Here is a 21866-nt window from a genome sequence, read left to right as displayed (position 1 = left end):
CAAACCAACCACTTATGAAAAACTATCCAAAATGGATGCGGCAGCTTACGAATTACTTCTTCCGCGGATTGCTCTTCGTTTCACCGATCGTGATAACTGTTTATACGATTGTATACCTGATTCGTTGGCTCGATGGGTTGATCCCCGGCTTATTTCCGGGGTTAGGACTTTTGATTATTCTCACCACTGTTACAATGGTTGGTTTGATCTCCTCCATTTTTTTGTTCAATCCGGTCATGGATTTTATTGAAAGTATTTTTTCAAGAACGCCTTTTGCCAAAGTGATTTACAATTCGATAAAAGATTTATTTAAAGCTTTTGCCGGAAACAAAAAATCATTCACGCAGCCGGTCATGGTTACTTTTTTTAAAGATACCGGAATCCAGAAGCTGGGTTTCATCACTAAAGAAGACCTGGCCGAGATTGGTATCAGCGGAATGTCGGCCGTGTACTTTCCGCATTCTTATAATTTTTCAGGAAACCTATACCTTGTACCTAAGGAAAACATTACGGTGCTGGATTCATTTGAAGCAACTGAAGCGCTGAAGTTTATTGTCTCAGGTGGCATTACAGGAATTGAAAGTGGTAAAAAATATAAGCCGGAGACTGACTGAAACAGGAATCAATTGGATTGATTTAAATTTGAAACAAAGTTGAATAACATATTGCAGCAGTGCATTGGTAAGTGGCCCGTTCAATAATATTGTTCGTTAAATTCATTGGTACGATAGTGCGCAAGTTTACAGTAATAGCATTCATGACGCTGGCTGTTTTGATTATAGCCAATTCCGCCGTTCTCTCGTGGGGATTCTGGGGTCACCAGAGAATTAACCGGATTGCGGTATTTACGCTGCCACCGCAGATGTTATCACTGTACAAATCCAATATTGAATACATCACCGTACATGCTGTCGACCCTGACAAACGACGGTACAGCAATCCCGACGAAGCCCCGCGGCACTACATTGATCTTGACATGTATGGAACATATCCGTACGACAGCCTGCCGCGCCGTTGGAATGATGCGGTGTCAAAGTATGGGGAAGACTTTTTAACGATGCATGGTATTGTGCCATGGTATGTGCCACTGATGATGAGCCGGTTAACAGAAGCGTTTAAGGAAAAGAACAAGTATAAAATACTGCATTATTCCGCCGATATCGGACACTACATCGCTGATGCACACGTACCGTTGCATTGTACGCATAATTATAACGGACAGCTCACCGATCAAGTTGGCATTCATGGATTCTGGGAATCGCGCATTCCGGAGCTATTTGGAGATGACTACGATTACTTTGTTGGAAAGGCGGAGTATATCAAATCGCCATCCGAGTATATGTGGAACGTTGTGCTCAACAGCAGCCTGCAGGTAGATTCAGTGCTAACGATGGAAAAGGAATTATCCCGGCAGTTTAATGCCGACACCAAATACGCATTTGAGCAAAAGGGAGAAACCACAGTGCGGACCTATTCAAAAGAATTTGCCGCTGCTTACCAACAACAGCTGAATGATATGCAGGAACGTAAAATGAGAGCCGCCATCCTGGCTGTCGGAAGCTTCTGGTATACTGCCTGGGTAAATGCAGGGAAACCCAATTTAAACGATTTGAAGGAAGTGCCGGTGTCGCCCGATGAACAACAGGAACTGGAAGAGATGGACAGGGCGTGGCGGGATGGAAAGATATATGGCCGCGAACATGACGATCAATAAGTGATCCTTGTTAATGATAAATTGTGTTCTGAAAAGTAAACCGTGAAATCATGCTTGTATGAAACAGCTTCTGATGGTATTTGCAACCTTGCTGATGACAGTAAGGATCGTGCTGGCGCAGGAAACCGATAAGGCTGCAGCCGCGCCTGTTGAAAAAATTGTAATTGAAGTGAAGGAATCAAAGGAAAGGATGTCACTGGGTGTAAATAATTGCCTGCAGGTCTACATACCTGGCGCATCAAAAGAAGATGTCGAGCGTGACCTGCTGAAGTATATGAAGAATTACAATGTGAAGGGTGATGCCAGGAAAAGTGAGTATTTCTTCGACAATGCGGAGATCAAAGTATTCGGCAATAACCTGGTTGATGTATATGCACAGGTTGAGCAGAAAGCAGGCGGCGTTGACCTGAAGGTTTTCTTTGATCTTGGAGGTGCTTTCATATCTTCCGCAGGGCAGCCCGACAAATATAAATCAGCCGAAAGTATTGTGCGGAAATTTGCGCGCGACGAAGCAGTGGCTGCTGTAGGTATAGAGATTACCGCGGCGCAGAGAGTCCTGGATGCAAAAATGAGAGACTTTGACAATCTTGTGCGGCAGGATTCCGCCTACTCCAAAAAAATTCGTGATTGCCAATTGATAATAAATCAGGCTGTGATTGATCAGAAAGCCAATCGCCTGAGCCAGGACACGAAGAAAGAAGAATTGGAATTAGAGCAGCAGATGATCGAAGGTCTGAAATCCAAACAGGCAGGAATTGATTAACAGGCGGCTTCGCAAATTATTTCATGCGTGCACTCTGTAAAATACTACCGTGGTTTTTCAAAATCAGCCGCATAAGATGTAAGGATAGAAAGTTGAATAACTGCCGGATGAAAACTTTCATGGATTAACATGCTTTTATGCTGAAGGAGCTAAAAATTATTAACCCGGATACTTCAATGGAAATATCCGGGTTAATGTCATTATGCCTCTTTCTGCCTGATGAATTGCACATTGCCATGTATGCGCACATCATCACTTGCCACCACACCACCGGCTTCCGTCACAACGTTCCATAAGAGCCCAAACTCTTTGCGCTGCACTTTACCATTCACTTCAAATCCTACCTTCTTGTTGCCCCATGGGTCATCAATCATGCCCATGTAAAGAACTTCAAAAGATACTTTTTTCGTGATGTCGCGGATGGTGAGATCTCCGTTCAGAATCCAGTGATCATCTCCGACATGCATCAGCGACTCACCTTTAAAGGTCATCTGCGGGAATTTTTCCGCATTAAAGAAATCATCTGATTTAAGATGAACATCACGTTGTTCGGCGCCGGAAGTGATGGAGTCGATGTCGACGCTGACGTTAATCTTCGCTGTTCCGAAATCATTGCCTTCGGTATCCACCTGTATATCGAACTTTTTGAATTCGCCGGTCACCGTAGTAAGCATCATGTGCCTTACTTTAAACTGGAGTTGAGAGTGGGAAGTATCAAGGGCCCATTTAACTGTTGCCATGCTGGTTGTTGTTTTAGATTTATTGGTTAAAAAATAGGTGAGCAAACTTCTCCTGAATGATTCAGGTTAGAACTTCATCGGCACTTCTATCATCAGCAGTTGTGCCTTTTCCTGTACCTGTATTGCAATTTCCTCAACACCGCTGATGCCTGCCCCATCCCGTGCCTTCAACAACTGTCCGTTCACTGTTACCCCTCCGCTGATGTTAAATACATAAACGCCATTGCCCTTTTTATGGATGCTGTAAGTGGTTTCTCTTCCCTTGTCCCAGTCGCCCAGCACAAACCAGGCATCCTGGTTTATCCATAGCCTTTCCGGGGTTTCTTCTGGCGAAACCACTACCTGCCAGTTATTCACCCTGCCGGCTGCATCAAACGTCAGCTGACCGTAACGTGGTGCAATATCACGGAGCTTAGGAAACACCCAAATCTGCAGGAAGTTCACATCTTCCGATTTTGATGCATTCATTTCTGAATGAGCAATGCCCGAGCCGGCACTCATGATCTGTACATCGCCTGAGCGGATAATGGCATGCCTGCCCGTCGTATCACGGTGTTCCAGCGCACCTTTCAGCGGAATGGAAACGATCTCCATATTATCATGAGGGTGCTTTCCGAATCCGGTGCCAGCTTTTACGATGTCATCGTTCATCACGCGAAGTGCGCCGAAATGAATACGTTCTGCATTTTGATAGCCGGCAAAGCTGAAAGTGTGGTGAGAATCAAGCCAGCCGTGGTTTGCATGGCCGCGTGTACCGGCTTCATGAAGAATGATTGTTGCCATAATGATTATCCCCTGAATTTTTAGATGAAGCAATTAACGGCACAAAGGTCGGCCCTTATTGGGAGCCGGCGATGTAAAAACCATTGTCTTACAGGTATATTTTACGGATTTGCTGCCTGAAATTGCTATAGCCGGTCCTGGTGCAATTCCGGAAAAACTTGCTGAAATGAGAAGGATCATCGAAGCCCAGCTGATAGGCTGTTTCCTTTAAAGAGTTTTCCGAGTAGGTGGCCAGCCGCCTGGCTTCCAGTATAATACGGTTTTGAATCAGGTCTTTGGCGGATTGTCCGGTTTCCTGCCGGAGCACTTCATTGAGATAGTTGGGTGTAAGGTGGAGTTCACTTGCATAGTAGTGCACTTTGTGCTGCGCTGCAAATTTTTTCTCCAGCAGGCTTTTGAATTCCCTCACTGTCTTTGACCTTGCATTTTGCGGAGGCGCATCCAAAGCAGCCATCTCAGCTTTCGAGCGTTTACAGGCAATCAGAAAAAGTTTTAACCAGGTGGCGATGGCTTCCTGTTGCAGGTATTCATCCTTTTCAGATTCAAGGAAGATCTGATCTGCATAGTTTTTCAGTAGTGGAATTTGCGACTGCTTCAACCGGATTGGCGTGAATTCATCACAGGCAAAAAACAATCCCAGCCCGGAAAGAAATTGCGGCGGAATGCCATGGATTTCAAGGAATTCAGGCGTAAAAAGAAACACTCTTCCTTTCGGATGCGGTTTTATCTGCAGCAGATGAACCTGTTCAGGCCCGATAAAGTAGATCGTTTGATTGCGTACGGGATACGACTTGAAATCAATATGGTGCGTGCCTGCTGCTTTTTCAATCCAGATGATCGTATAGTAATGATGCCGGTGCGGAATATGAAGGTGCTCATTTTCTTCCTCCTCAACCTGCTGCATGGTCTTGCATAAAAAATTTACCGGCTTATCGCCGGATAGAAGTGCCAGCTGCGGAATTTTAGCACGGGAATTTTTCATTGTTTACCGGGCAAACTGCTTATGATAATGCTAAAATAAGAATAGCGGGTTGTAAGATGGATATAGCGGAGAGAGAGGGATTCGAACCCTCGTACCGACAAGTCGGTAAACGGTTTTCGAGACCGTCCCATTCAACCACTCTGGCATCTCTCCGTGGGCGAAAGTATCAAATAATTCCGGATGCTGTCGGGCAGTGGCGCTCGATCTTTCTGCTGGGAAATTTTAGAATGGATAAGTATGCCGCTATGCATGAATAAAGAGGTGCAACTCAGTAGTTACACTTTGGCGAGCAATTGCTGCACAGCAGTTTAAGCTTAAGAACAGTTGAACCGGGAAAAAGATGAAGCGGCGTTCGGCTATATCTCCGTCAGCTTACCCTCGGCACTAATCTTAAATAAGCCTGACTTGCCATTCATATCATAAAGTTTTACGGTACCATCGCCCGGAAATTCAAACGACTGCACTCCGGTGAATGATGACCAGATCTTATAGAGCGTTTCAAATTCAGGCTTTTTATAGATTTTTATTTCTACTGATTCGGCAGAGGTGCGTGCACCAACGAGAATTTCCAGCTTGCCATCATTATCAATATCGGCTTCCGCCACCTGCACCATCAGTGCATTGGGAAAGGGATCGCATAGTGGAAAATTTTTCCCGTTTTTGCCCATCATAACTTTTAATCCGTCGGGCTCTTTATAGGAGAGTACAATGGTGGAGCCATCCTTGTTTTTAATGGACGGCAGCTTAGCGCTTTTTTTGACAAGTGAAACGGTATTGGTGACACCTTTAATGATCTCTTGTCCTGATGAAACACGGATGGCGAATAGCAGTATGAGCAATACGGACGCAATTTTTTTCATGATATTTTTTTCTGACCGGCAAAAATAAATCCAAAGATCCGTTTTGCGGAAATTTAGATTTCCACGTACAGGCAATAGAGTGTCTTCAAATTTCCATTCCCTTCTTTTAAGGTTTTGCCGGCGAGATGCAAGTGGGCTGTTGCCGGTTTTTTCACGGTTCACATTCTTTCGAATTCCGCTGTGAAATGTCGCAGGAACTTCGGTTCATAGGTGATACGCAAGCCCCTGGCATGGCTCCTGTTTTTGTAAACTTCATCAAACACTTCAATTACATAATCAATATGACTTTGTGTATACACTCTTCTGGGAATTGCCAGCCTGACAAGTTCCTGCGTGGCAGGCACTAATTTTCCTTTTGTATTGTACTTGCCAAACATAACACTGCCGATTTCCACGCACCGGATGCCACCTGCAAGAAATAATTCACACACGAGTGCCTGCCCCGGGTATTGTTCAACAGGAATATGATGATAGAACTCTTTGGCATCAATATATACGGCATGTCCGCCGATCGGATGCATCAATGGTATTCCTTTCTCATATAAATGGTTGCCAAGGTACTTCGTGCTTTCAATCCTGTATTTCAGATAGCCGGGTTCAAAAACTTCTTTCAGCCCAACAGCTATAGCTTCCATATCGCGGCCCGAAAGTCCGCCATACGTCGTGAAACCTTCTGTAATGATCAGCAGGTTTGTGCAAGCGGTTGCCACCTTATCATCTTTGATGGCAAGGAATCCACCCATGTTGGCGAGCCCGTCCTTTTTGGCGCTCATCACACAGGCATCGGCAAGGCGACACATCAGCCGTGCTATATCTTCATAGGATTGGGCCGAATATCCTTTTTCAAAGTGATGTATGAAGTAGCTGTTTTCGGCAATACGGCACATATCAAGCACCAGCATTAATCCGTGTTCATCACAGATTTTTCTCACTTCCATGGCATTACTCATGGAAACCGGTTGACCGCCACCCGTATTATTCGTGACGGTGAGAATTATGGCAGCAATGTTTTTCCTGCCATGCTGCCTGATCAGTTTTTTAAGCTGATCCGTGTCAAGATTACCCTTGAAATGAAATTCCGAATTAAGATCTTTTGCCTCCGGTGTGAGGCAATCGATGGCAGTGGCACCGGTAAATTCAATATTGGCGCGTGTTGTATCAAAATGCGTGTTGGCAATAAAGATCTTTCCTTTACCACCAAGCTGACCGTAGAGAATCCGCTCTGCCGCCCTGCCCTGATGGGTGGGAAGTATATGCGGCATGCCGGTTAGGTCATGAATCGACTGTTGCAGTTTCAGCCAGCTGCCCGCTCCGGCATAAGATTCATCGCCCAGCATGATGCCTGCCCACTGGTGGATGCTCATTGCAGACGTGCCGCTGTCAGTAAGCAGGTCAATGATTACATCTTTTGAATGAAGGAGGAAAGGATTGTAATGTGCCGATGAAAGCAACCGCTGCCGTTGCGATTTGGTGGTAAGTGTAATCGGCTCTACGGTTTTGATTCTGAATGGTTCAATGATTGTTTTCGTCATCTTGGAAGTGTTAGCAGGAAAAATGATTTTACTATTGCATGCAATGCCATGGTGATCCGGACCGGCGAAAATAATAGTGAAAGGATGCTGCTGATACTGATGACAGTTACGCCTCAATATGATTTATATCATTGAAATATGCAGATGAACAAATTAACCCACATTTTGCTTTGCAAAAGGTCATTGCTGTGGACTTCGCCATTTTCAATGCTGATCTCTCGGGTTTCGGAAGGATTTCTCCAACAACCGGTGATGACATACCTGATATTCAGTAAAACAAATAAACGATACGATCCCTGGCAGATGAGATCTTTAGTTTAGCATCGAAAAGCATCGTTCGAATGGTCCGTGGCCTCGTTTGGAAAAGGCGCGGATGGCATCAGGTTCAACTGCTGCTTGCCATTACACCTGGTTGTGTGACAAATTAAGATATGCGGAGAGGGCGGGATTCGAACCCGCGATACCCTTTAGGAGTATACACACTTTCCAGGCGTGCTCCTTCAACCACTCGGACACCTCTCCTTTTTTTTGAGCGGGACGCAAAGGTCATAAAATTTGCTTGTTGATCAAAATCAATACATAAAGAGATGTTTTGCATTGGAAGTGGTGATGGCAGCCACTTCATCGGCCGACACTTTTTTGATGGCGGCAATCTTTTCGGCAATCAGGGGCAGGTAACTGCTTTCATTCCGTTTTCCGCGGTGAGGAACCGGAGCGAGATAAGGAGCATCTGTTTCCAGCACAATGTAATCAAGCTCAATCATGTTCAATACGCTGTCGAGTCCTCCGTTCTTAAATGTTACAACACCGCCAATTCCCAGGTAAAACCCAAGCCCGGTGATCTGCGTTGCCTGTTCAGCATTGCCGGAGAAACAATGAAAGATGCCGCGCAGTCTTTCAGATTTGTTTTTGCGAATCATCTCAATGCAATCATCCGTCGATTCGCGGCTGTGAATAATGACAGGCAGTGAAAGCTCTTTTGCCCAATCAATATGCAGTTGAAAATTCTCCTTTTGTTGTGATAGGAATTCTTTAGACCAGTAATAGTCGAGGCCTGTTTCGCCAATGCCATAAAATTTGATTGAAGGCCTGTCAAACAGGTACTCGTGAATAGCGGCGACTTCCTCTTTCCAGTTTTCTTTAACTGAACAAGGATGCAGGCCCATCATCGGAAAGCATGAATGCGGATATTTTTCCACCAGGTTAAGCATGCTTGGAATAGTGGCTGCTTCTACATTCGGAAGCAAGAAGGTATCAATGTTTTTATCAAATGCTCTTTGCATCATGGCTTCATGGTCTGCATCAAATTCCGGAAGGTAAAGGTGACAATGGGTATCTACCATGTTCGGGTTAGCTTGATTCCTGCGCAAATATATGCCTGAATAACTCAGCTGGCAGGGAGTCGTTATTGGCTGGCAGCGCTATTCAACGTATCTTTGTACGGTTAGTTAATCGTTACAACTATGAAAAGATTAATCTTCCTGCTGCTGACTTTCCTGTACTTCGGAACTCAGATTGCGAATGCACAGATGGAAACGGTTCCTTCTCCGGTAATAAAAAACAGAGTCATTAAAATGGATTTTTTTTCTCCCCTAACAGGAAATATCACCTTTGGTTATGAGCAGGTACTGGCCAATAATATCACACTGGAAGGTAACCTGGGGATCATAGGCATCAGTCTTATTGAAGATGGGAACCACGCCAAAGGACTGTTCATCAAAGCAGGCCCGCGGCTTTATTTCGCCCCTGATTATCTCCTGGATGGAATGAAGCGTTATAACGATTTTCAGGGCGCCTATTTTAAGCCGGAGTTTATTTACAGTGGTTTCGGCTTTGATTACGATAACTATAATTCGCAGAATGGTACTTACACTACGGAACGTGGTACCAACAACTCCATCGCACTGATGCTGAATCTGGGAAAGCAGTGGGTGCTGGCGAGAATAGTTACCCTCGATTTGCATGCAGGTGCGGGCTATGGCACTTCCTTCTATCATTATGACACCACTGCACCTTCCTATGGATACCCTGATTCATTTGATGAAAGCCATAAATACAGCCATATTCAAGTGCCGGAAATTCCCCTGACGTTTGCTGCAGGTTTTGATATTGGAATATTGCTTAAATAATCAGTTCACAATTAAGGGAGCGAAGGAGAAGTTTCTCTCTGAATAATACTCCAGCACACGCGGCAATGCATATTGCATGCGGTCAGCCGCTTTCACACTATCATGAAACACGATGATAGAACCCGGCTGCGTATTCTCCAGCACATTTTTCAGGCACCGTTCTTTGGTGATAGTGCGGTCGAAATCGCCGCTCAATACATCCCACATGATCACTTTATAACGGTTCAGCATAATGCTTGTCTGCGACTTGGTGATGCGACCGTAAGGAGGCCTGAATAGCCGGCTCGAAACGATTTCGTTACATTTAAGAATATCTTTAATATAAGTATTGGTGCTGGTTGACCAGCCATTCAAATGCTTATAGGTGTGATTTCCGATAGCATGCCCATCTTTTTTAATCGTCGAAATGATCTCGGGGTAACGTTCCGCATTTTGTCCGACGAGGAAAAAGGTGGCTTTAGCGCCAAATTTCTTCAATTCCTTCAGGGTCCAATCTGTAATAGTAGGTGTAGGGCCATCATCGAAAGTCAGGTAAAGCTTCTGTTGTGTTTCCGGATAACTCCATACCTGCCGCGGATACAGACGTTTAAGTATCTCAGGCGTTTTGATAAAATACATTCCCAATTGGACGGCTTGTTTTTAATACGTGTTTTGACGAACGAAGCGAACGATTATTTTACTTCCGTAAAACTTATTTCAAGATGACCGCATTGATAAAAAGGTTGCAGGCGCAGGGAATAATGCATGTGACTAATATCTTCTAAGGCAAGATATAACCTGCTTAACTTTATTTTACCCATCCACATGTTCTGATTGGCCGGGAACGGTTTCTTGCCGTACTTGCCTCTGCCGACGGCTAAGTTTTTGTGATAATTCGGCTATTTTTGCAAGCATGAAATCTTTGAAATGTCTGTAAGAGTAAGGTTTGCGCCAAGTCCTACAGGGCCACTGCATATCGGTGGCGTTCGCACTGCTTTGTATAATTTTCTTTTTGCCAGGCAACATCAGGGCACCTTTATTATCCGCGTGGAGGACACTGATCAGAATCGACTTGTTAAAGGAGCGGAGGATTATATGCTGGAGGCACTAAGTTGGTGCGGCCTTGTGGCAGATGAAGGACCGGTCAGCGGCGGCCCATTTGGACCTTACAGGCAATCGGAGCGAAAGCATCTGTATTACCCGTTTGCCGAACAGCTGATAGCATCAGGGCATGCCTACTATGCATTCGACACTGCAGCAGAACTTGAAGCCATGCGGGAGCGATTGAAAGCTGCCGGCAGTTCCTCCTTGCAGTACGATGCTGTTACACGCGATGCCATGATAAATTCACTGACATTGTCTGCGGCAGAGGTTAAGCAGCGCCTGGAGCGCGGGGATCATTATGTGATTCGCATTAAGATGCCCGCCAATGAAGAACTCCGGTTCAATGACCTGATCCGGGGCGAGATCGCTGTGAATACAAGCCAGTTGGATGATAAGGTGCTGTTTAAAAGCGATGGCATGCCTACTTATCACCTGGCAAACGTGGTGGATGACTATCTGATGAAAATTACACATGTTATTCGGGGAGAAGAATGGTTGCCGTCGGCTCCTTTGCATTACCTCCTTTACCGTTTTTTTGGATGGGAAGAACAGCGTCCGGCCTTCGCTCACCTGCCATTGATTTTGCGACCTGATGGAAATGGCAAGCTAAGCAAACGAGATGGTGACAGACTGGGATTTCCAGTGTTTCCGATCAACTGGCAGGATCCTTCATCCGGTGAGCACTCATTGGGTTTTCGTGAGCGCGGATTTTTTCCGGATGCTTTTACCAATATGCTGGCATTGCTTGGCTGGGCATCACCCGGAAACAGGGAAGTGATGACACTTGATGAACTGATCAATGACTTTTCTGTTGAGCGCATTCATAAGGCGGGGGCAAAATTTGATTTTGAGAAAGCGAAGTGGTTCAATCATGAATACATGAAACAGAAATCCGGCCGCGAACTGTCTGCTTATATACAGCCGGAACTGGAAAATCATAAGATATCCGTTTCACAGGCTTATGTTGAAAGTGTATGTGAGGTGATCAGAATGCGATGCACCCTGATAAATGAGCTGTGGCAGCAGGCGGCAGTGTTTTTTATTCCGCCCGGCGAATTTGATCTGCAGGTTGTGAAATCAAAATGGAATAATCAGGTAGCCGGAAACCTTGAATTATTAGAGCAGGAACTGGCGAAACAAAGCGATTTCTCCATGCAATCTACAGACGCTTTTTTGCAAGCTTTCTTAAAACAAAATAACCTGAAAGGGGGCGACCTGTTACCCGTTTTAAGAGTCATGTTAATCGGAACAAAAAATGGCCCGGCCGTATTTGAGATTGTATCATTACTCGGCAGGGAAGAAACGATCACAAGAATGAGGAAGGCTGTAGTAAAATTTGATGAACTGCTGACTATCGTTTAATGAAGGATTAATTTTTGATTTGCTAAAACATAATGGTAACACGCTCTTAAATCATGAAACGAAAAGCAAACAGGAAAAGCGAAGCGCAGGTTGATCCTGAATTGAAAGGACTTGCCATCAGTGTGAATGAATTTGGGGAGGTTGTTGCCAATGTGGCAATTGATAAGCTGAATGATTTCCTCGACCGAAAAGTGGTGGACAGGAAACTCGAGGAGAAGAAACAGCATGATCGTCGTAACAGCAGCGACCCGAAAAAAGGAAAGCAGCGGGGCAAATAAAATAAAATGAATATGTCAACTCATCATGCAGATCGCCCGGTAAGGGTGCTGGTTGCCAAGGTTGGTCTTGACGGCCATGATCGCGGCGCAAAGGTTATCGCATCTTCCTTGCGTGATGCTGGCATGGAGGTGATTTATACCGGTTTAAGACAGACGCCAGAAATGGTGGTCAATGCGGCCCTGCAGGAGGATGTGGATGTTATTGGTATCTCTATTCTTTCAGGCGCTCATATGACCGTATTTCCAAAAATCATTAACCTGATGAAGGGAAAGGAAATGCATGATGTGTTGCTGACCGGCGGAGGCATTATACCGGAAGAAGACATGAATGCTTTGCATGAAATGGGAGTAGGTAAGTTGTTTCCTCCGGGCACTTCCACGCAGGAAATCTCCGGATACATTAAAGATTGGGTGAAAAGCCATCGTGATTTCTGATGGAGGTTGCCATCGATGATAGCTGGGCTTACATGCAAAATAAGCAGGATCAAATTGCTGTCACATTCTAAAGTGTCAAACATTTTTTACACAATTTCATCAGTTATGATATTCAAACATTTGCTTACAGAAATGAAGGATGGTGTGCTCATTATCACTATCAACAGGCCTGAGAAATTAAATGCACTTAACCGCGAGGTGATTGATGAACTTGATACATTGTTTACTGATGTGTATGACAAGGATGCTATCCTTGGCGTGATCATAACCGGAGCAGGTACCAAAGCGTTTGTGGCCGGTGCCGATATCTCGGAGTTCACTTCACTCACCCCTGAACAGGCTAAGGCGATGTCTGCCAATGGGCACCGTGTTTTTAATAAAATAGAAGCCTCCCCCAAACCTGTTGTGGCAGCCGTTAACGGTTTCGCATTGGGTGGTGGCTGTGAACTGGCTATGGCTTGCCATTTCCGGATTGCCAGTGAGAATGCGAAGTTCGGTCAGCCTGAAATCAACCTCGGACTGATTCCGGGATATGGCGGCACGCAAAGGTTGATCCGTTATATTGGGAAGGCGAAGGGTTTGGAATTGCTCCTTACAGCCGACATGATTTCGGCAGCGGAAGCATTGCAATTCGGATTAGTGAACTATGTGGTAGCACAGTCTGAATTAATGCAAAAGTGCAGTGCAATACTCAGCAAAATAATTACAAAATCACCGTTGGTAATCGATCAGTTGATTGCCTGTGCTAACGCTTACTACAGCAAAGAGGAAGATGGTTTTGAACTGGAGATTGACGAATTTTCCAAATGTATCAATACCGAAGATTTCAAAGAGGGAACAGCGGCATTTCTGGAAAAACGGTCTCCTGTGTTTAAAGGGAAATAAACGGCCGGTTGCTCACTTTACTTTGTATCACTTATTCTTGTTGAACGATGGGAATGAATTTGCTGCTTGGAGTGCATTGTTCAGTTGCAGGAGGCCTGGAAAATGCCTTTACAGAAGCGGAACACCTGGGGATTGATACGTTCCAGATATTTACCCGCAACCAAAGGCAATGGAAAGCCAAACCGGTCACGGAAGTGGAGCAACTGCACTTTTGCCAGGCTTTCAGGGTATCAAAAGTAAAATCAGTCTTCTCGCATTGTTCCTACCTCATAAACCTTGCAGCCGCGGATGACAGTGCCCATGCAAAAGCAGTCGATGCACTTACAGAAGAAGTAATCCGCTGTACGCAACTTGGCCTTTCCTTTTGTGTATTGCATCCGGGCGCAGCAGGATCGCAATCATTGGAAGCAGCGATGCTGCGCATTGCCAAAGGACTTCAGCAGGTAATTGAAAGCACACCCGACAGCCAGGTAAAGATTGCGCTGGAAAACACGGCTGCACAAGGCAGCAGTGTGGGAGGAACTTTCGAAAATTTGCAATTTATTGCAGCTGAAGTCTCCAGCCCGCGTATAGGCTTTTGCCTGGATACCTGCCATGCCTTTGCTGCGGGTTTTGATATCAGGACTAAAAACGGCATAGAAGACTCCATCACTTCTTTTGATAAAACCTGCAGCCTTGAAAAATTGTGCGCCTTTCATCTGAACGATAGCAAAGGAGATCTTGGCTCACATCTCGATCGTCATGAACATATAGGCAAAGGCAGGTTGGGATTGATCCCGTTTCAATATATCATGAGAAATTTCCATCATATACCGAAGGTGATTGAAACACCAAAAGAGGATCAGTGGGATGAGAAGAATTTAAAGCTGTTGCGGAAACTCGCCGGTTGAGCTGCATGCATTTACCGTAGGTGCTTTTTCAGAAACCGGCCTGTCCAGGATTGTTTGACCGCCGCCAGTCCTTCCGGTGTGCCCTGGTAGACCAGGTTCCCGCCCTGCAGGCCGCCTTCCGGTCCGAGATCAATCACATAATCCGCGCATTTTATTACTTCCATATTATGCTCAATAATCAGGACGGTGTGATTATTTTCAATCAGCATCTCGAATGACCGCAGCAGTTTGCTGATGTCATGGAAGTGAAGTCCGGTTGTGGGTTCATCAAAAATAAACAGCACCGGTTTTGACGAATTTCCCTTTCCAAGGAATGATGCAAGCTTAACCCGTTGTGCTTCGCCGCCGCTGAGTGTGCTGGATGACTGTCCCAGTTTAACGTAACCCAACCCCACGTCAGCGAGCGGTTGCAAACGCTTGACGATATCTTCTTCTTCCCAAAAAAATTCGATTGCTTCCGTAACGCTCATGGAGAGAACATCAGCAATATTTTTTTCTTTGTAGTTCACTTCCAGCACCTCCTCCTTAAAGCGTTTACCGCCGCATTCTTCACACAGCAGGTGCACATCTGCCAGGAATTGCATCTCCACGATAATTTCACCTTCGCCTTTGCATACCTCACACCGGCCGCCTTCCACATTAAAAGAAAAATGCTTCGGCTTCAGTCCTTTGATTTTTGCTGCCCGCTGATCGGCATATAAATCGCGTATGGCATCGTAAGCTTTGATATAGGTTACAGGATTGGAGCGTGACGACTTTCCCAATGGATTTTGATCCACCATTTCTACTTGTGAAATCATCTTGTAGTCACCGGTGAGTTGCTCAAAGAGGCCTGCTTTTTCACCGTAACCTCCGATAAGTTTTTGTAATGCAGGATAGAGAATCTTTTTGACGAGCGTTGTTTTACCGGAGCCGCTGACACCGCTGACAACGGTGATAACCTGCAATGGAAATGTTACATTGATGTATTTCAGATTGTGTTCAGCTGCGCCGGTCAGCTGCAATGAATTGATCCACTTGCGTCGTTGAGCAGGAACAGGAATGGACAGCTCGCCGGAAAGGTATTTACCTGTCAGGCTTTCGCTGTCTTGAAAGATATCCTGATAGCTCCCGTTATAAATCACCTCTCCGCCATATATACCGGCAAGCGGCCCCATGTCAATGATGTGATCACTGTTGCGCATGATTTCTTCTTCATGCTCCACCACTATAACCGTATTACCGAGGTCGCGCAGTTTATGTAATACCTTAACAAGCTGATCTGTATCGCGAGGGTGGAGGCCGACACTGGGCTCGTCAAGAATATACAGCGAGCTGGTCAGGTTGCTTCCCAGCGTTCGGGTAAGATGAATGCGTTGCGTCTCTCCGCCGGAGAGGGTTGAAGAGAGCCTGTTTAAAGTGAGGTAGCCGAGGCCGACTTCCATCATGAGCTGCAGGCGGTTGTTGATTTCGAGCAAAATTCTTTTAGATACGGCATACTCTTTAGGTGACAATTTCAGGTTCCTGAAGTGATGAAACACATCCGCAACCGGCAGGAGCACGATATCAATAATGGAAGCACCACCTACTTTAACATAGGAAGCATCTTTTCGTAACCTTGAACCTTTGCAATCAGGACAGGATGTTTTGCCCCGAAAGCGTGAAAGCATTACGCGGTATTGTATCTTATAGGTTTGCGTTTCGAGGTATTTAAAGAATTCGTTGAGCCCGTGAAAATATTGGTTGCCTTCCCATAACAGCTGTTTTTGCTTTTCAGACAGATCTTTGTACGGCCGGTGAATGGGAAAATCAGATTTGCGGGCATATTTAATGACTTCCTCATTCCATTCACTCATCTTTTCACCTTTCCAGCAGGCAATGGCGCCTTCATACACTGATAAATTCTTGTTGGGAATCACAAGGTCTTCATCAATACCAATAACAGATCCGAAGCCTTCACAGGTTTTGCAGGCACCAAACGGATTATTGAAACTGAAAAACTGGGGAGTGGGTTCTTCAAACTGCATCCCATCCAGCTCAAACCGGTTTGAAAACGGAATGGCGCCTGCTTCTTCTGTATAAATTATGCAGTCACCTTCACTTTCAAAGAAAGCCGTTTGCACAGAATCAGCTAATCGTATCTGGTTGTCCTTGTCCTCTTTTTTCCAGGCAATGCGGTCAATGATAATATTGATTTTTTCTGCAACTTTTGCTTCATCCTTTGCTTTTAACCCCGCAAGGAAATCTTCTACTTTCACCACCTCGCTATCCATTTTCAAACGTGTAAAGCCTTTTTGCAGGAGTACATTCAGTTCTTCTTTCACGCTGCGGTGATGTATTTTCCGGAATGGAATAGCAACATAAACAAGGGTGCCATTACGCAGGGTATTCACATAGTTCACCACATCGCTCACATCATGCTTGATTACTTCTTTTCCTGAAACTGGTGAAATCGTTTTTCCTACTCTTGCATACAGGATGCGCAGGTATTCAAAAATTTCGGTGAGAGAACCTACTGTGGACCGGGAAGTGCGCGTGCCGACACGTTGTTCAATGGCAATTGCAGGGCAAATGCCTTTTATATAATCCACGTCCGGCTTGTTCATCCGCATCAGAAACTGCCTTGCATATGCCGACAGTGATTCCACATACCTGCGTTGGCCTTCCGCATACAATGTATCAATGGTGAGTGACGATTTACCGGATCCTGAAACGCCGGTAATTACCACCAGTTTGTTTCTAGGTATGCCGACATCTATGTTTTTCAGATTGTGGGTGCGGGCGCCTTTTATAAAAATTAATTTTTCTGACCCTTTCACATTTGGTTTTTCCAAACTTATATTTGATATTTGACTCATCGTTGAAATAAAGCAACCTTTTAATTTAAAACTACATCTTCTATCGCAACAGGTTTTACACTACTAAAACAAGGGATTTTTATCAGTTGCAATTTTACACCAATTCATTCAGTCATTCTTAGTTAGCATCGCTGCCATTATCAAATCTCATGAGCAGTGATATGTGAAACAACGCATTGCCGTGGATTATGTTCCTGCGGTATTGCCTGTTAACCGGGAATCTGAATCAATTGGAATACATTTTAACATTCAATAAACGGATTGTTTGTCTTCTTACCGGATGGCAAACAGATTATTCAACTAAATAGCAGATCCTACTGGCCTGACCTCTACACGTTTTGATTTTTTCAGCCGTTTTCAATGAAGAACTGCTGCCATTTTTAACAACTCCGCTCAGCCGGAGATCAAACACTGTAGAGATGCAAACTCAGGTTCTTAATGATGAAGCCCTTGTGCTTCAGTACATGCATGGCAATGAACAAGCGCTTGAAATTTTAATCAGGCGGCACAAAAGTAAAGTATTCACTTCCATTTTCATGTTTGTACGTGATCAATACCTGGCGGAAGACCTCTTCCAGGATACCTTTATCAAAGTGGTGAAAAAGTTAAGAGCGCAGCAATACCAGGAAGAAGGGAAGTTCTTACCCTGGGTAATGCGTATTGCGCATAACCTGTGTATTGATTATTACAGGAAAACCAGGCGTACTCCGCAAATCACCACACCGGATGGGTTTGACATCTTTAATGTGCTGCAATTTTCAGATGGTAACCCGGAAAAGATGATGATACGGCAGCAGTCGCATCAGAAAGTGCGGGAAATGGTGGATCATTTGCCGGCTGAACAAAAAGAAGTGGTCATTCTTCGTCATTACGCCGATTTAAGCTTTAAAGAGATAGCCGATATTACGAATGTGAGTATCAACACTGCTCTGGGCCGCATGCGTTATGCACTGATCAATTTGCGTAAGCTTCAAAAAGAAAAGCAGATTGCTTTATAGCGGAAATGCTCCGCTACGGAGCCGGTAACCTTCGCCTGTCAGGAGAAAGGTCAGCAATACCGGATGACGGAAAAAATTAGCCCTGCATATACAATATGCTGAAAGTTTGGCGTTGTTTAGGTGTTCTTTTCAAAACAGGACGTAACCTAAAGATGCCTATGACAAACAACTTTACACCTAATGACCTCCTCCGATTTCTTTACAGGGAAACCAGTCCACAGGAAGAAATTGCCATCAGGCAATGGATAAAAGAGGATTCTTCTGCTGCACGGCTTTTACAGCAATTCACGGAAACCTTCAATTTGCTGGATACCGTTGATTTGGAACCCGCCGAATCATCAGTGAATATCATTCTTGATTTCAGCAGGGAAACAGCGCATGAGGCAAGTCCTGTCTGATAAGTAATTGCCGGTAAATCAGGGTTTGGCATAACCACGCAGCTGACTTTCTGAATCACAGGTTCATCCTGCTTAACCCACATTGTACATCTCAAAATTTAGCCGGGTTTATCGCTACCGTTGAAGTGCAGTTTGTTTTATGAATCAATTGCTTTTTCAGCCATATCGGGCCAACCCATTGCAGTTTTTCATGATAGCATTATAGGATTTACCGATTGAATTACCGGAGTCTAAATTTATTATCCTCACAGGCAGGGCTTACCTTTGATCATGACTTTAAAGGAACGTTATGCCGGTGTGCTGGCTTACTTCGAATTACATGCTCCTGATGCTGCAACAGAACTCGAATATGATTCGCCGTATCAGTTGCTGGTCGCCGTGATTCTTTCGGCTCAATGCACGGATAAGCGGGTTAATCAGACCACACCTGCCTTCTTCAGGCGTTTCCCTGATCCGGCTTCGCTTGCCGGTTCAAATGAAACAGAGGTCTACCCGTTTATTAAGAGCATAAGTTATCCCAATAATAAATCCAGGCACCTGGCCGGCATGGCACGCATGCTCATGGAAAAATTCAACGGTGAAGTGCCGGCCGACGTTGACCTGCTTCAGCAACTGCCGGGCGTCGGACGCAAAACAGCTAATGTGATTGCATCCTGTATTTTCAATCAGCCTAAGATGGCCGTTGATACGCATGTTTTCAGAGTCTCGGCACGATTGGGACTGACTAAAAGGGCAAAAAATCCCCAACAGGCTGAAATGCAACTCATAAAGCACATCCCGAAAGATAAAATCTCTCTCGCTCATCATTGGTTAATATTGCATGGAAGGTACGTATGCCTTGCCCGTACCCCGAAGTGCAATGCCTGCGGAATATCTCAGTATTGTAGTTATTATGAAAAGCAACAGAAGGGGAAAATACAATCGGAAAGCTGAAGTTAGTCGCATAAAAAGGAATCAGCCATCCTGGAAAATGCAAGCATCGATGTCAATATTCCATCAACTCGTTTTAAAAGTCGGGATGCTCAGCTCATATAATTAGAAGCTATCTCAAAATGAGCAATCAATGCGGTCATGCCGGATTTATTTCTTCATCTGTCAATGAATTGAAGAGATCCTGATCCTGATTAATCGGGACAGGATAACTCCAGGTATTTTGAGATAGCTTCAAAATAAAAAAGCGCTTCTTTTCAGAAACGCTTTTAAACCAGCATGTGGTGAGGGCCAGAGTTGAACTGGCGACACACGGATTTTCAGTCCGTTGCTCTACCAACTGAGCTACCCCACCAAATTTTTGCAGCCACCGCTAACATCAAACGCCCGAATTTTTGAAAGGACTGCAAAAGTAATCGTTTTGGCAAAAAAGCAAAATTCAGCGGCAGTAATATTACCACAGCATGCATTTTTGTTTAAGCATCCAATGGAATCCTGAGAAACCCGGAAATTTCACGCGCCGCATTAAGCAACTGTTGTTCATCCGCCGATACCATAACTTTTACCCTGGAACCATCATCTTTTATCAATAGCACGCTGAACCGGCCTAAGTTCGTTTTCTCCAGTAAAATTTTATCAATAGAAGTTATCGGATAAGCATAGCTTTTCTGCAGGTAACCAAGGTGCTTATAGATGCAGTAGCAATTGGAATCAGCCATATCAAATACCAGCAAGCCGTTGGAGGATAAAATCCATATACCGGAAAACAGCAGGATCGTTGAAAATGCAAGGGGCCAAACTGCAATGGATGCGTCCAGAAATCCCCTGAAAAGCATGGAGCAGATAAAGGTGATGGTTCCTGTCAGAAAAACAGGGTTCCACACTTTCTGACGCAGGCTCACAAGCAGCAGATGCCGGCTATTTTTTTCTTTGATTATTGGGCAGCTAATGAAATGGAGTGTCTTCACGAGGTTTTTCAATAGATTGCATTTTGCATCCGCAAAAATGGAAGTAAATTATTAATCGGCGTATTTTGCTGTCAATAAATCATCCTTTTCCGATTCCATGCTTTCCAACCGCCAACTGTTTCTCAGGCATCTTGCACAGACTTCTGATGTACCGATGATGCTGGAGATTGACAGAGCCGAGGGAATTTACCTGTACGACATTCATGGCAAAGCGTACATTGACCTTATCTCCGGCATCAGTGTAAGCAGCATTGGTCATCGTCATCCCGCTGTGCTCGCAGCGATAGATGAACAATTGAAAAAGCACCTGCACCTGATGGTGTATGGCGAATATGTGCAGTCGCCGCAAGTGCATTATGCCAGCCTGATTGTGTCAAAACTGCCGGAACAACTGAATGCAGTCTATTTCACCAACTCGGGCACCGAAGCAACAGAAGGTGCCATGAAACTTGCTAAACGGCTGACCGGAAGATCTTCTTTTATTTCGTTTCGAAACAGTTATCATGGGCATACACACGGTGCGCTCAGCATCATGGGAAGTGAATATTGGAAACAGGCTTACAGGCCACTGTTGCCGGGCAACATAATACTGCAGTTTAATGACCGGAAAGGCCTTGAGTTTATTACTGCCGACACTGCCGCCTTGGTAATGGAGCCAGTGCAGGCAGAAGCAGGCGTGGTGCTTCCAACAGATGATTTTCTGCAACGTGTCAGATCGCGATGCGATGAAACCGGAGCGCTCTTGATATTTGATGAAATACAGACCGGTATGGGCCGTACAGGTTCCTTGTTCTGTTTCGAACATTACGGTGTTATTCCTGATATACTGTTGACGGCAAAAGCTTTTGGCGGTGGAATGCCTTTAGGTGCATTTATATCATCTGCTTCAAATATGCAGGTGCTGACACATGATCCTGTTCTTGGTCATCTCACCACATTCGGCGGTCATCCGGTTTCCTGCGCAGCAGGTAAGGCAGCCCTGGAAGTGCTGCTGAACGAAAACCTGATGAACGGTGTGGAACACCGCCGGAGCCTGTTTGAAAAGCAATTGGTACATGCTGCCATCAAGGCATTCAGAAGTGCGGGCTTGCTGATGGCAGTTGAATTCAGTGATGAGCAATTTTGCAAAAAAGTGATCGCAAACTGTATTGCAGCCGGCATAATCACCGACTGGTTTTTATTTGCCGGGCACTGCCTGCGCCTGGCACCACCATTAACCATCTCCGATGCAGAAATAGTTTTGGCGTGTAACCTGATAGTACAGGCTATTGATAAAGCAATTAGTGAATCATAAGGCAA

22 protein-coding genes and 3 tRNA genes are annotated in these 21866 nt (G+C 44.9%); 13 read left to right on the top strand and 12 right to left on the bottom strand.

Annotated elements, in window-relative coordinates; all coding sequences use genetic code 11:
- Nucleotides 1-14 precede the first annotated feature (14 nt).
- The 3 genes from K1X61_08015 to K1X61_08005 all read left to right on the top strand — a co-directional run bounded on the left by K1X61_08015 (nucleotide 15) and on the right by K1X61_08005 (nucleotide 2477).
- Nucleotides 15-614 carry a DUF502 domain-containing protein gene (locus tag K1X61_08015; GenBank protein MBX7108572.1) on the top strand — a complete coding sequence of 200 codons (600 nt, stop codon included), beginning with the start codon at nucleotides 15-17 and terminating at the stop codon, nucleotides 612-614.
- Nucleotides 615-757: 143 nt separating this feature from the next.
- On the top strand, nucleotides 758-1714 hold the full coding sequence (locus K1X61_08010; protein ID MBX7108571.1) for a S1/P1 Nuclease: 957 nt from the start codon (nucleotides 758-760) through the stop codon (nucleotides 1712-1714).
- Between the two features lie 58 nt (nucleotides 1715-1772).
- Nucleotides 1773-2477 carry a hypothetical protein gene (locus tag K1X61_08005; protein ID MBX7108570.1) on the top strand — a complete coding sequence of 235 codons (705 nt, stop codon included), beginning with the start codon at nucleotides 1773-1775 and terminating at the stop codon, nucleotides 2475-2477.
- A 200-nt stretch (nucleotides 2478-2677) separates the two neighbouring features.
- On the opposite strand, the gene K1X61_08000 is transcribed toward K1X61_08005, so the two are convergent.
- From K1X61_08000 to K1X61_07965, 8 genes are all read right to left on the bottom strand, one after another.
- A complete protein-coding gene (locus K1X61_08000; GenBank protein ID MBX7108569.1) occupies nucleotides 2678-3217 on the bottom strand; it encodes a YceI family protein in 540 nt (179 codons plus the stop codon).
- A 66-nt stretch (nucleotides 3218-3283) separates the two neighbouring features.
- Complete coding sequence (locus K1X61_07995; GenBank protein ID MBX7108568.1) at nucleotides 3284-4000, bottom strand: pirin family protein; 717 nt, start codon at nucleotides 3998-4000, stop codon at nucleotides 3284-3286.
- Nucleotides 4001-4088: 88 nt separating this feature from the next.
- Nucleotides 4089-4982, bottom strand: coding sequence for an AraC family transcriptional regulator (locus K1X61_07990; protein MBX7108567.1), 894 nt, complete (start codon nucleotides 4980-4982; stop codon nucleotides 4089-4091).
- A 66-nt stretch (nucleotides 4983-5048) separates the two neighbouring features.
- Nucleotides 5049-5135: transfer RNA gene (locus tag K1X61_07985), tRNA-Ser, on the bottom strand.
- Between the two features lie 203 nt (nucleotides 5136-5338).
- Entirely contained in the window at nucleotides 5339-5842 is a 504-nt protein-coding gene (locus K1X61_07980) for a VCBS repeat-containing protein (protein ID MBX7108566.1), read from the bottom strand.
- A 158-nt stretch (nucleotides 5843-6000) separates the two neighbouring features.
- Nucleotides 6001-7374 carry a tryptophanase gene (locus tag K1X61_07975; GenBank protein ID MBX7108565.1) on the bottom strand — a complete coding sequence of 458 codons (1374 nt, stop codon included), beginning with the start codon at nucleotides 7372-7374 and terminating at the stop codon, nucleotides 6001-6003.
- Between the two features lie 434 nt (nucleotides 7375-7808).
- Nucleotides 7809-7896: transfer RNA gene (locus K1X61_07970), tRNA-Ser, on the bottom strand.
- Nucleotides 7897-7946: 50 nt separating this feature from the next.
- Nucleotides 7947-8717: a TatD family hydrolase gene (locus K1X61_07965; protein ID MBX7108564.1), complete on the bottom strand. Its 771-nt coding sequence runs from the start codon at nucleotides 8715-8717 to the stop codon at nucleotides 7947-7949.
- A 120-nt stretch (nucleotides 8718-8837) separates the two neighbouring features.
- Here K1X61_07965 and K1X61_07960 point away from each other — a divergent pair, with 120 nt between their 5' ends.
- Nucleotides 8838-9503 carry a DUF3575 domain-containing protein gene (locus tag K1X61_07960; GenBank protein MBX7108563.1) on the top strand — a complete coding sequence of 222 codons (666 nt, stop codon included), beginning with the start codon at nucleotides 8838-8840 and terminating at the stop codon, nucleotides 9501-9503.
- On the opposite strand, the gene K1X61_07955 is transcribed toward K1X61_07960, so the two are convergent.
- A complete protein-coding gene (locus tag K1X61_07955; protein MBX7108562.1) occupies nucleotides 9504-10121 on the bottom strand; it encodes a polysaccharide deacetylase family protein in 618 nt (205 codons plus the stop codon).
- A 288-nt stretch (nucleotides 10122-10409) separates the two neighbouring features.
- Here K1X61_07955 and gltX point away from each other — a divergent pair, with 288 nt between their 5' ends.
- The 5 genes from gltX to K1X61_07930 all read left to right on the top strand — a co-directional run bounded on the left by gltX (nucleotide 10410) and on the right by K1X61_07930 (nucleotide 14436).
- Nucleotides 10410-11948, top strand: coding sequence for a glutamate--tRNA ligase (gene gltX, locus K1X61_07950; protein MBX7108561.1), 1539 nt, complete (start codon nucleotides 10410-10412; stop codon nucleotides 11946-11948).
- 53 nt (nucleotides 11949-12001) lie between these two features.
- Entirely contained in the window at nucleotides 12002-12226 is a 225-nt protein-coding gene (locus tag K1X61_07945; GenBank protein MBX7108560.1) for a hypothetical protein, read from the top strand.
- A gap of 12 nt (nucleotides 12227-12238) precedes the next feature.
- Nucleotides 12239-12661: a cobalamin B12-binding domain-containing protein gene (locus K1X61_07940; protein ID MBX7108559.1), complete on the top strand. Its 423-nt coding sequence runs from the start codon at nucleotides 12239-12241 to the stop codon at nucleotides 12659-12661.
- Nucleotides 12662-12766: 105 nt separating this feature from the next.
- Nucleotides 12767-13546 (top strand): enoyl-CoA hydratase/isomerase family protein, encoded by a 780-nt coding sequence (locus K1X61_07935; protein ID MBX7108558.1) that lies wholly within the window; start codon nucleotides 12767-12769, stop codon nucleotides 13544-13546.
- Between the two features lie 53 nt (nucleotides 13547-13599).
- Nucleotides 13600-14436 (top strand): deoxyribonuclease IV, encoded by an 837-nt coding sequence (locus K1X61_07930; protein ID MBX7108557.1) that lies wholly within the window; start codon nucleotides 13600-13602, stop codon nucleotides 14434-14436.
- Nucleotides 14437-14447: 11 nt separating this feature from the next.
- Here K1X61_07930 and uvrA read toward each other — a convergent pair whose 3' ends face one another.
- Entirely contained in the window at nucleotides 14448-17273 is a 2826-nt protein-coding gene (gene uvrA, locus K1X61_07925) for an excinuclease ABC subunit UvrA (protein ID MBX7108556.1), read from the bottom strand.
- A 419-nt stretch (nucleotides 17274-17692) separates the two neighbouring features.
- Here uvrA and K1X61_07920 point away from each other — a divergent pair, with 419 nt between their 5' ends.
- From K1X61_07920 to nth, 3 genes are all read left to right on the top strand, one after another.
- A complete protein-coding gene (locus K1X61_07920) occupies nucleotides 17693-18271 on the top strand; it encodes a sigma-70 family RNA polymerase sigma factor (protein MBX7108555.1) in 579 nt (192 codons plus the stop codon).
- A gap of 158 nt (nucleotides 18272-18429) precedes the next feature.
- Nucleotides 18430-18669 carry a hypothetical protein gene (locus K1X61_07915; protein MBX7108554.1) on the top strand — a complete coding sequence of 80 codons (240 nt, stop codon included), beginning with the start codon at nucleotides 18430-18432 and terminating at the stop codon, nucleotides 18667-18669.
- Nucleotides 18670-18939: 270 nt separating this feature from the next.
- Nucleotides 18940-19602 (top strand): endonuclease III, encoded by a 663-nt coding sequence (nth, locus tag K1X61_07910; GenBank protein ID MBX7108553.1) that lies wholly within the window; start codon nucleotides 18940-18942, stop codon nucleotides 19600-19602.
- A gap of 279 nt (nucleotides 19603-19881) precedes the next feature.
- On the opposite strand, the gene K1X61_07905 is transcribed toward nth, so the two are convergent.
- Nucleotides 19882-19954, bottom strand: a tRNA-Phe gene (locus K1X61_07905).
- Nucleotides 19955-20075: 121 nt separating this feature from the next.
- Entirely contained in the window at nucleotides 20076-20501 is a 426-nt protein-coding gene (locus tag K1X61_07900) for a hypothetical protein (protein MBX7108552.1), read from the bottom strand.
- A 163-nt stretch (nucleotides 20502-20664) separates the two neighbouring features.
- Here K1X61_07900 and K1X61_07895 point away from each other — a divergent pair, with 163 nt between their 5' ends.
- Complete coding sequence (locus tag K1X61_07895) at nucleotides 20665-21861, top strand: aspartate aminotransferase family protein (protein ID MBX7108551.1); 1197 nt, start codon at nucleotides 20665-20667, stop codon at nucleotides 21859-21861.
- The last annotated feature ends 5 nt before the right edge of the window (nucleotides 21862-21866 follow it).

The organism is Chitinophagales bacterium (assembly GCA_019694975.1).
Classification (GTDB): domain Bacteria; phylum Bacteroidota; class Bacteroidia; order Chitinophagales; family UBA10324; genus JACCZZ01.
The sequence above is the reverse complement of the archived record's forward strand: the minus strand, read 5'-3'. Positions and strand labels throughout refer to the sequence as shown.

Excerpts from the sequence above, each read along its gene's own strand:
- K1X61_07960 (MBX7108563.1), top strand. The coding sequence starts at position 8,838 with ATGAAAAGATTAATCTTCCTGCTGCTGACTTTCCTGTACTTCGGAACT.
- K1X61_07915 (MBX7108554.1), top strand. The coding sequence starts at position 18,430 with ATGACAAACAACTTTACACCTAATGACCTCCTCCGATTTCTTTACAGG.
- K1X61_07940 (MBX7108559.1), top strand. The coding sequence starts at position 12,239 with ATGTCAACTCATCATGCAGATCGCCCGGTAAGGGTGCTGGTTGCCAAG.
- gltX (MBX7108561.1), top strand. The coding sequence starts at position 10,410 with ATGTCTGTAAGAGTAAGGTTTGCGCCAAGTCCTACAGGGCCACTGCAT.
- K1X61_07980 (MBX7108566.1), bottom strand. The coding sequence starts at position 5,842 with ATGAAAAAAATTGCGTCCGTATTGCTCATACTGCTATTCGCCATCCGT.
- K1X61_07965 (MBX7108564.1), bottom strand. The coding sequence starts at position 8,717 with ATGGTAGATACCCATTGTCACCTTTACCTTCCGGAATTTGATGCAGAC.
- K1X61_07995 (MBX7108568.1), bottom strand. The coding sequence starts at position 4,000 with ATGGCAACAATCATTCTTCATGAAGCCGGTACACGCGGCCATGCAAAC.
- K1X61_07945 (MBX7108560.1), top strand. The coding sequence starts at position 12,002 with ATGAAACGAAAAGCAAACAGGAAAAGCGAAGCGCAGGTTGATCCTGAA.
- K1X61_07990 (MBX7108567.1), bottom strand. The coding sequence starts at position 4,982 with ATGAAAAATTCCCGTGCTAAAATTCCGCAGCTGGCACTTCTATCCGGC.
- K1X61_08015 (MBX7108572.1), top strand. The coding sequence starts at position 15 with ATGAAAAACTATCCAAAATGGATGCGGCAGCTTACGAATTACTTCTTC.
- K1X61_08000 (MBX7108569.1), bottom strand. The coding sequence starts at position 3,217 with ATGGCAACAGTTAAATGGGCCCTTGATACTTCCCACTCTCAACTCCAG.
- K1X61_07930 (MBX7108557.1), top strand. The coding sequence starts at position 13,600 with ATGAATTTGCTGCTTGGAGTGCATTGTTCAGTTGCAGGAGGCCTGGAA.
- K1X61_07935 (MBX7108558.1), top strand. The coding sequence starts at position 12,767 with ATGATATTCAAACATTTGCTTACAGAAATGAAGGATGGTGTGCTCATT.
- K1X61_08005 (MBX7108570.1), top strand. The coding sequence starts at position 1,773 with ATGAAACAGCTTCTGATGGTATTTGCAACCTTGCTGATGACAGTAAGG.
- K1X61_07920 (MBX7108555.1), top strand. The coding sequence starts at position 17,693 with ATGCAAACTCAGGTTCTTAATGATGAAGCCCTTGTGCTTCAGTACATG.
- K1X61_07975 (MBX7108565.1), bottom strand. The coding sequence starts at position 7,374 with ATGACGAAAACAATCATTGAACCATTCAGAATCAAAACCGTAGAGCCG.
- K1X61_07895 (MBX7108551.1), top strand. The coding sequence starts at position 20,665 with ATGCTTTCCAACCGCCAACTGTTTCTCAGGCATCTTGCACAGACTTCT.
- K1X61_07955 (MBX7108562.1), bottom strand. The coding sequence starts at position 10,121 with ATGTATTTTATCAAAACGCCTGAGATACTTAAACGTCTGTATCCGCGG.
- uvrA (MBX7108556.1), bottom strand. The coding sequence starts at position 17,273 with ATGAGTCAAATATCAAATATAAGTTTGGAAAAACCAAATGTGAAAGGG.
- nth (MBX7108553.1), top strand. The coding sequence starts at position 18,940 with ATGACTTTAAAGGAACGTTATGCCGGTGTGCTGGCTTACTTCGAATTA.
- K1X61_08010 (MBX7108571.1), top strand. The coding sequence starts at position 758 with ATGACGCTGGCTGTTTTGATTATAGCCAATTCCGCCGTTCTCTCGTGG.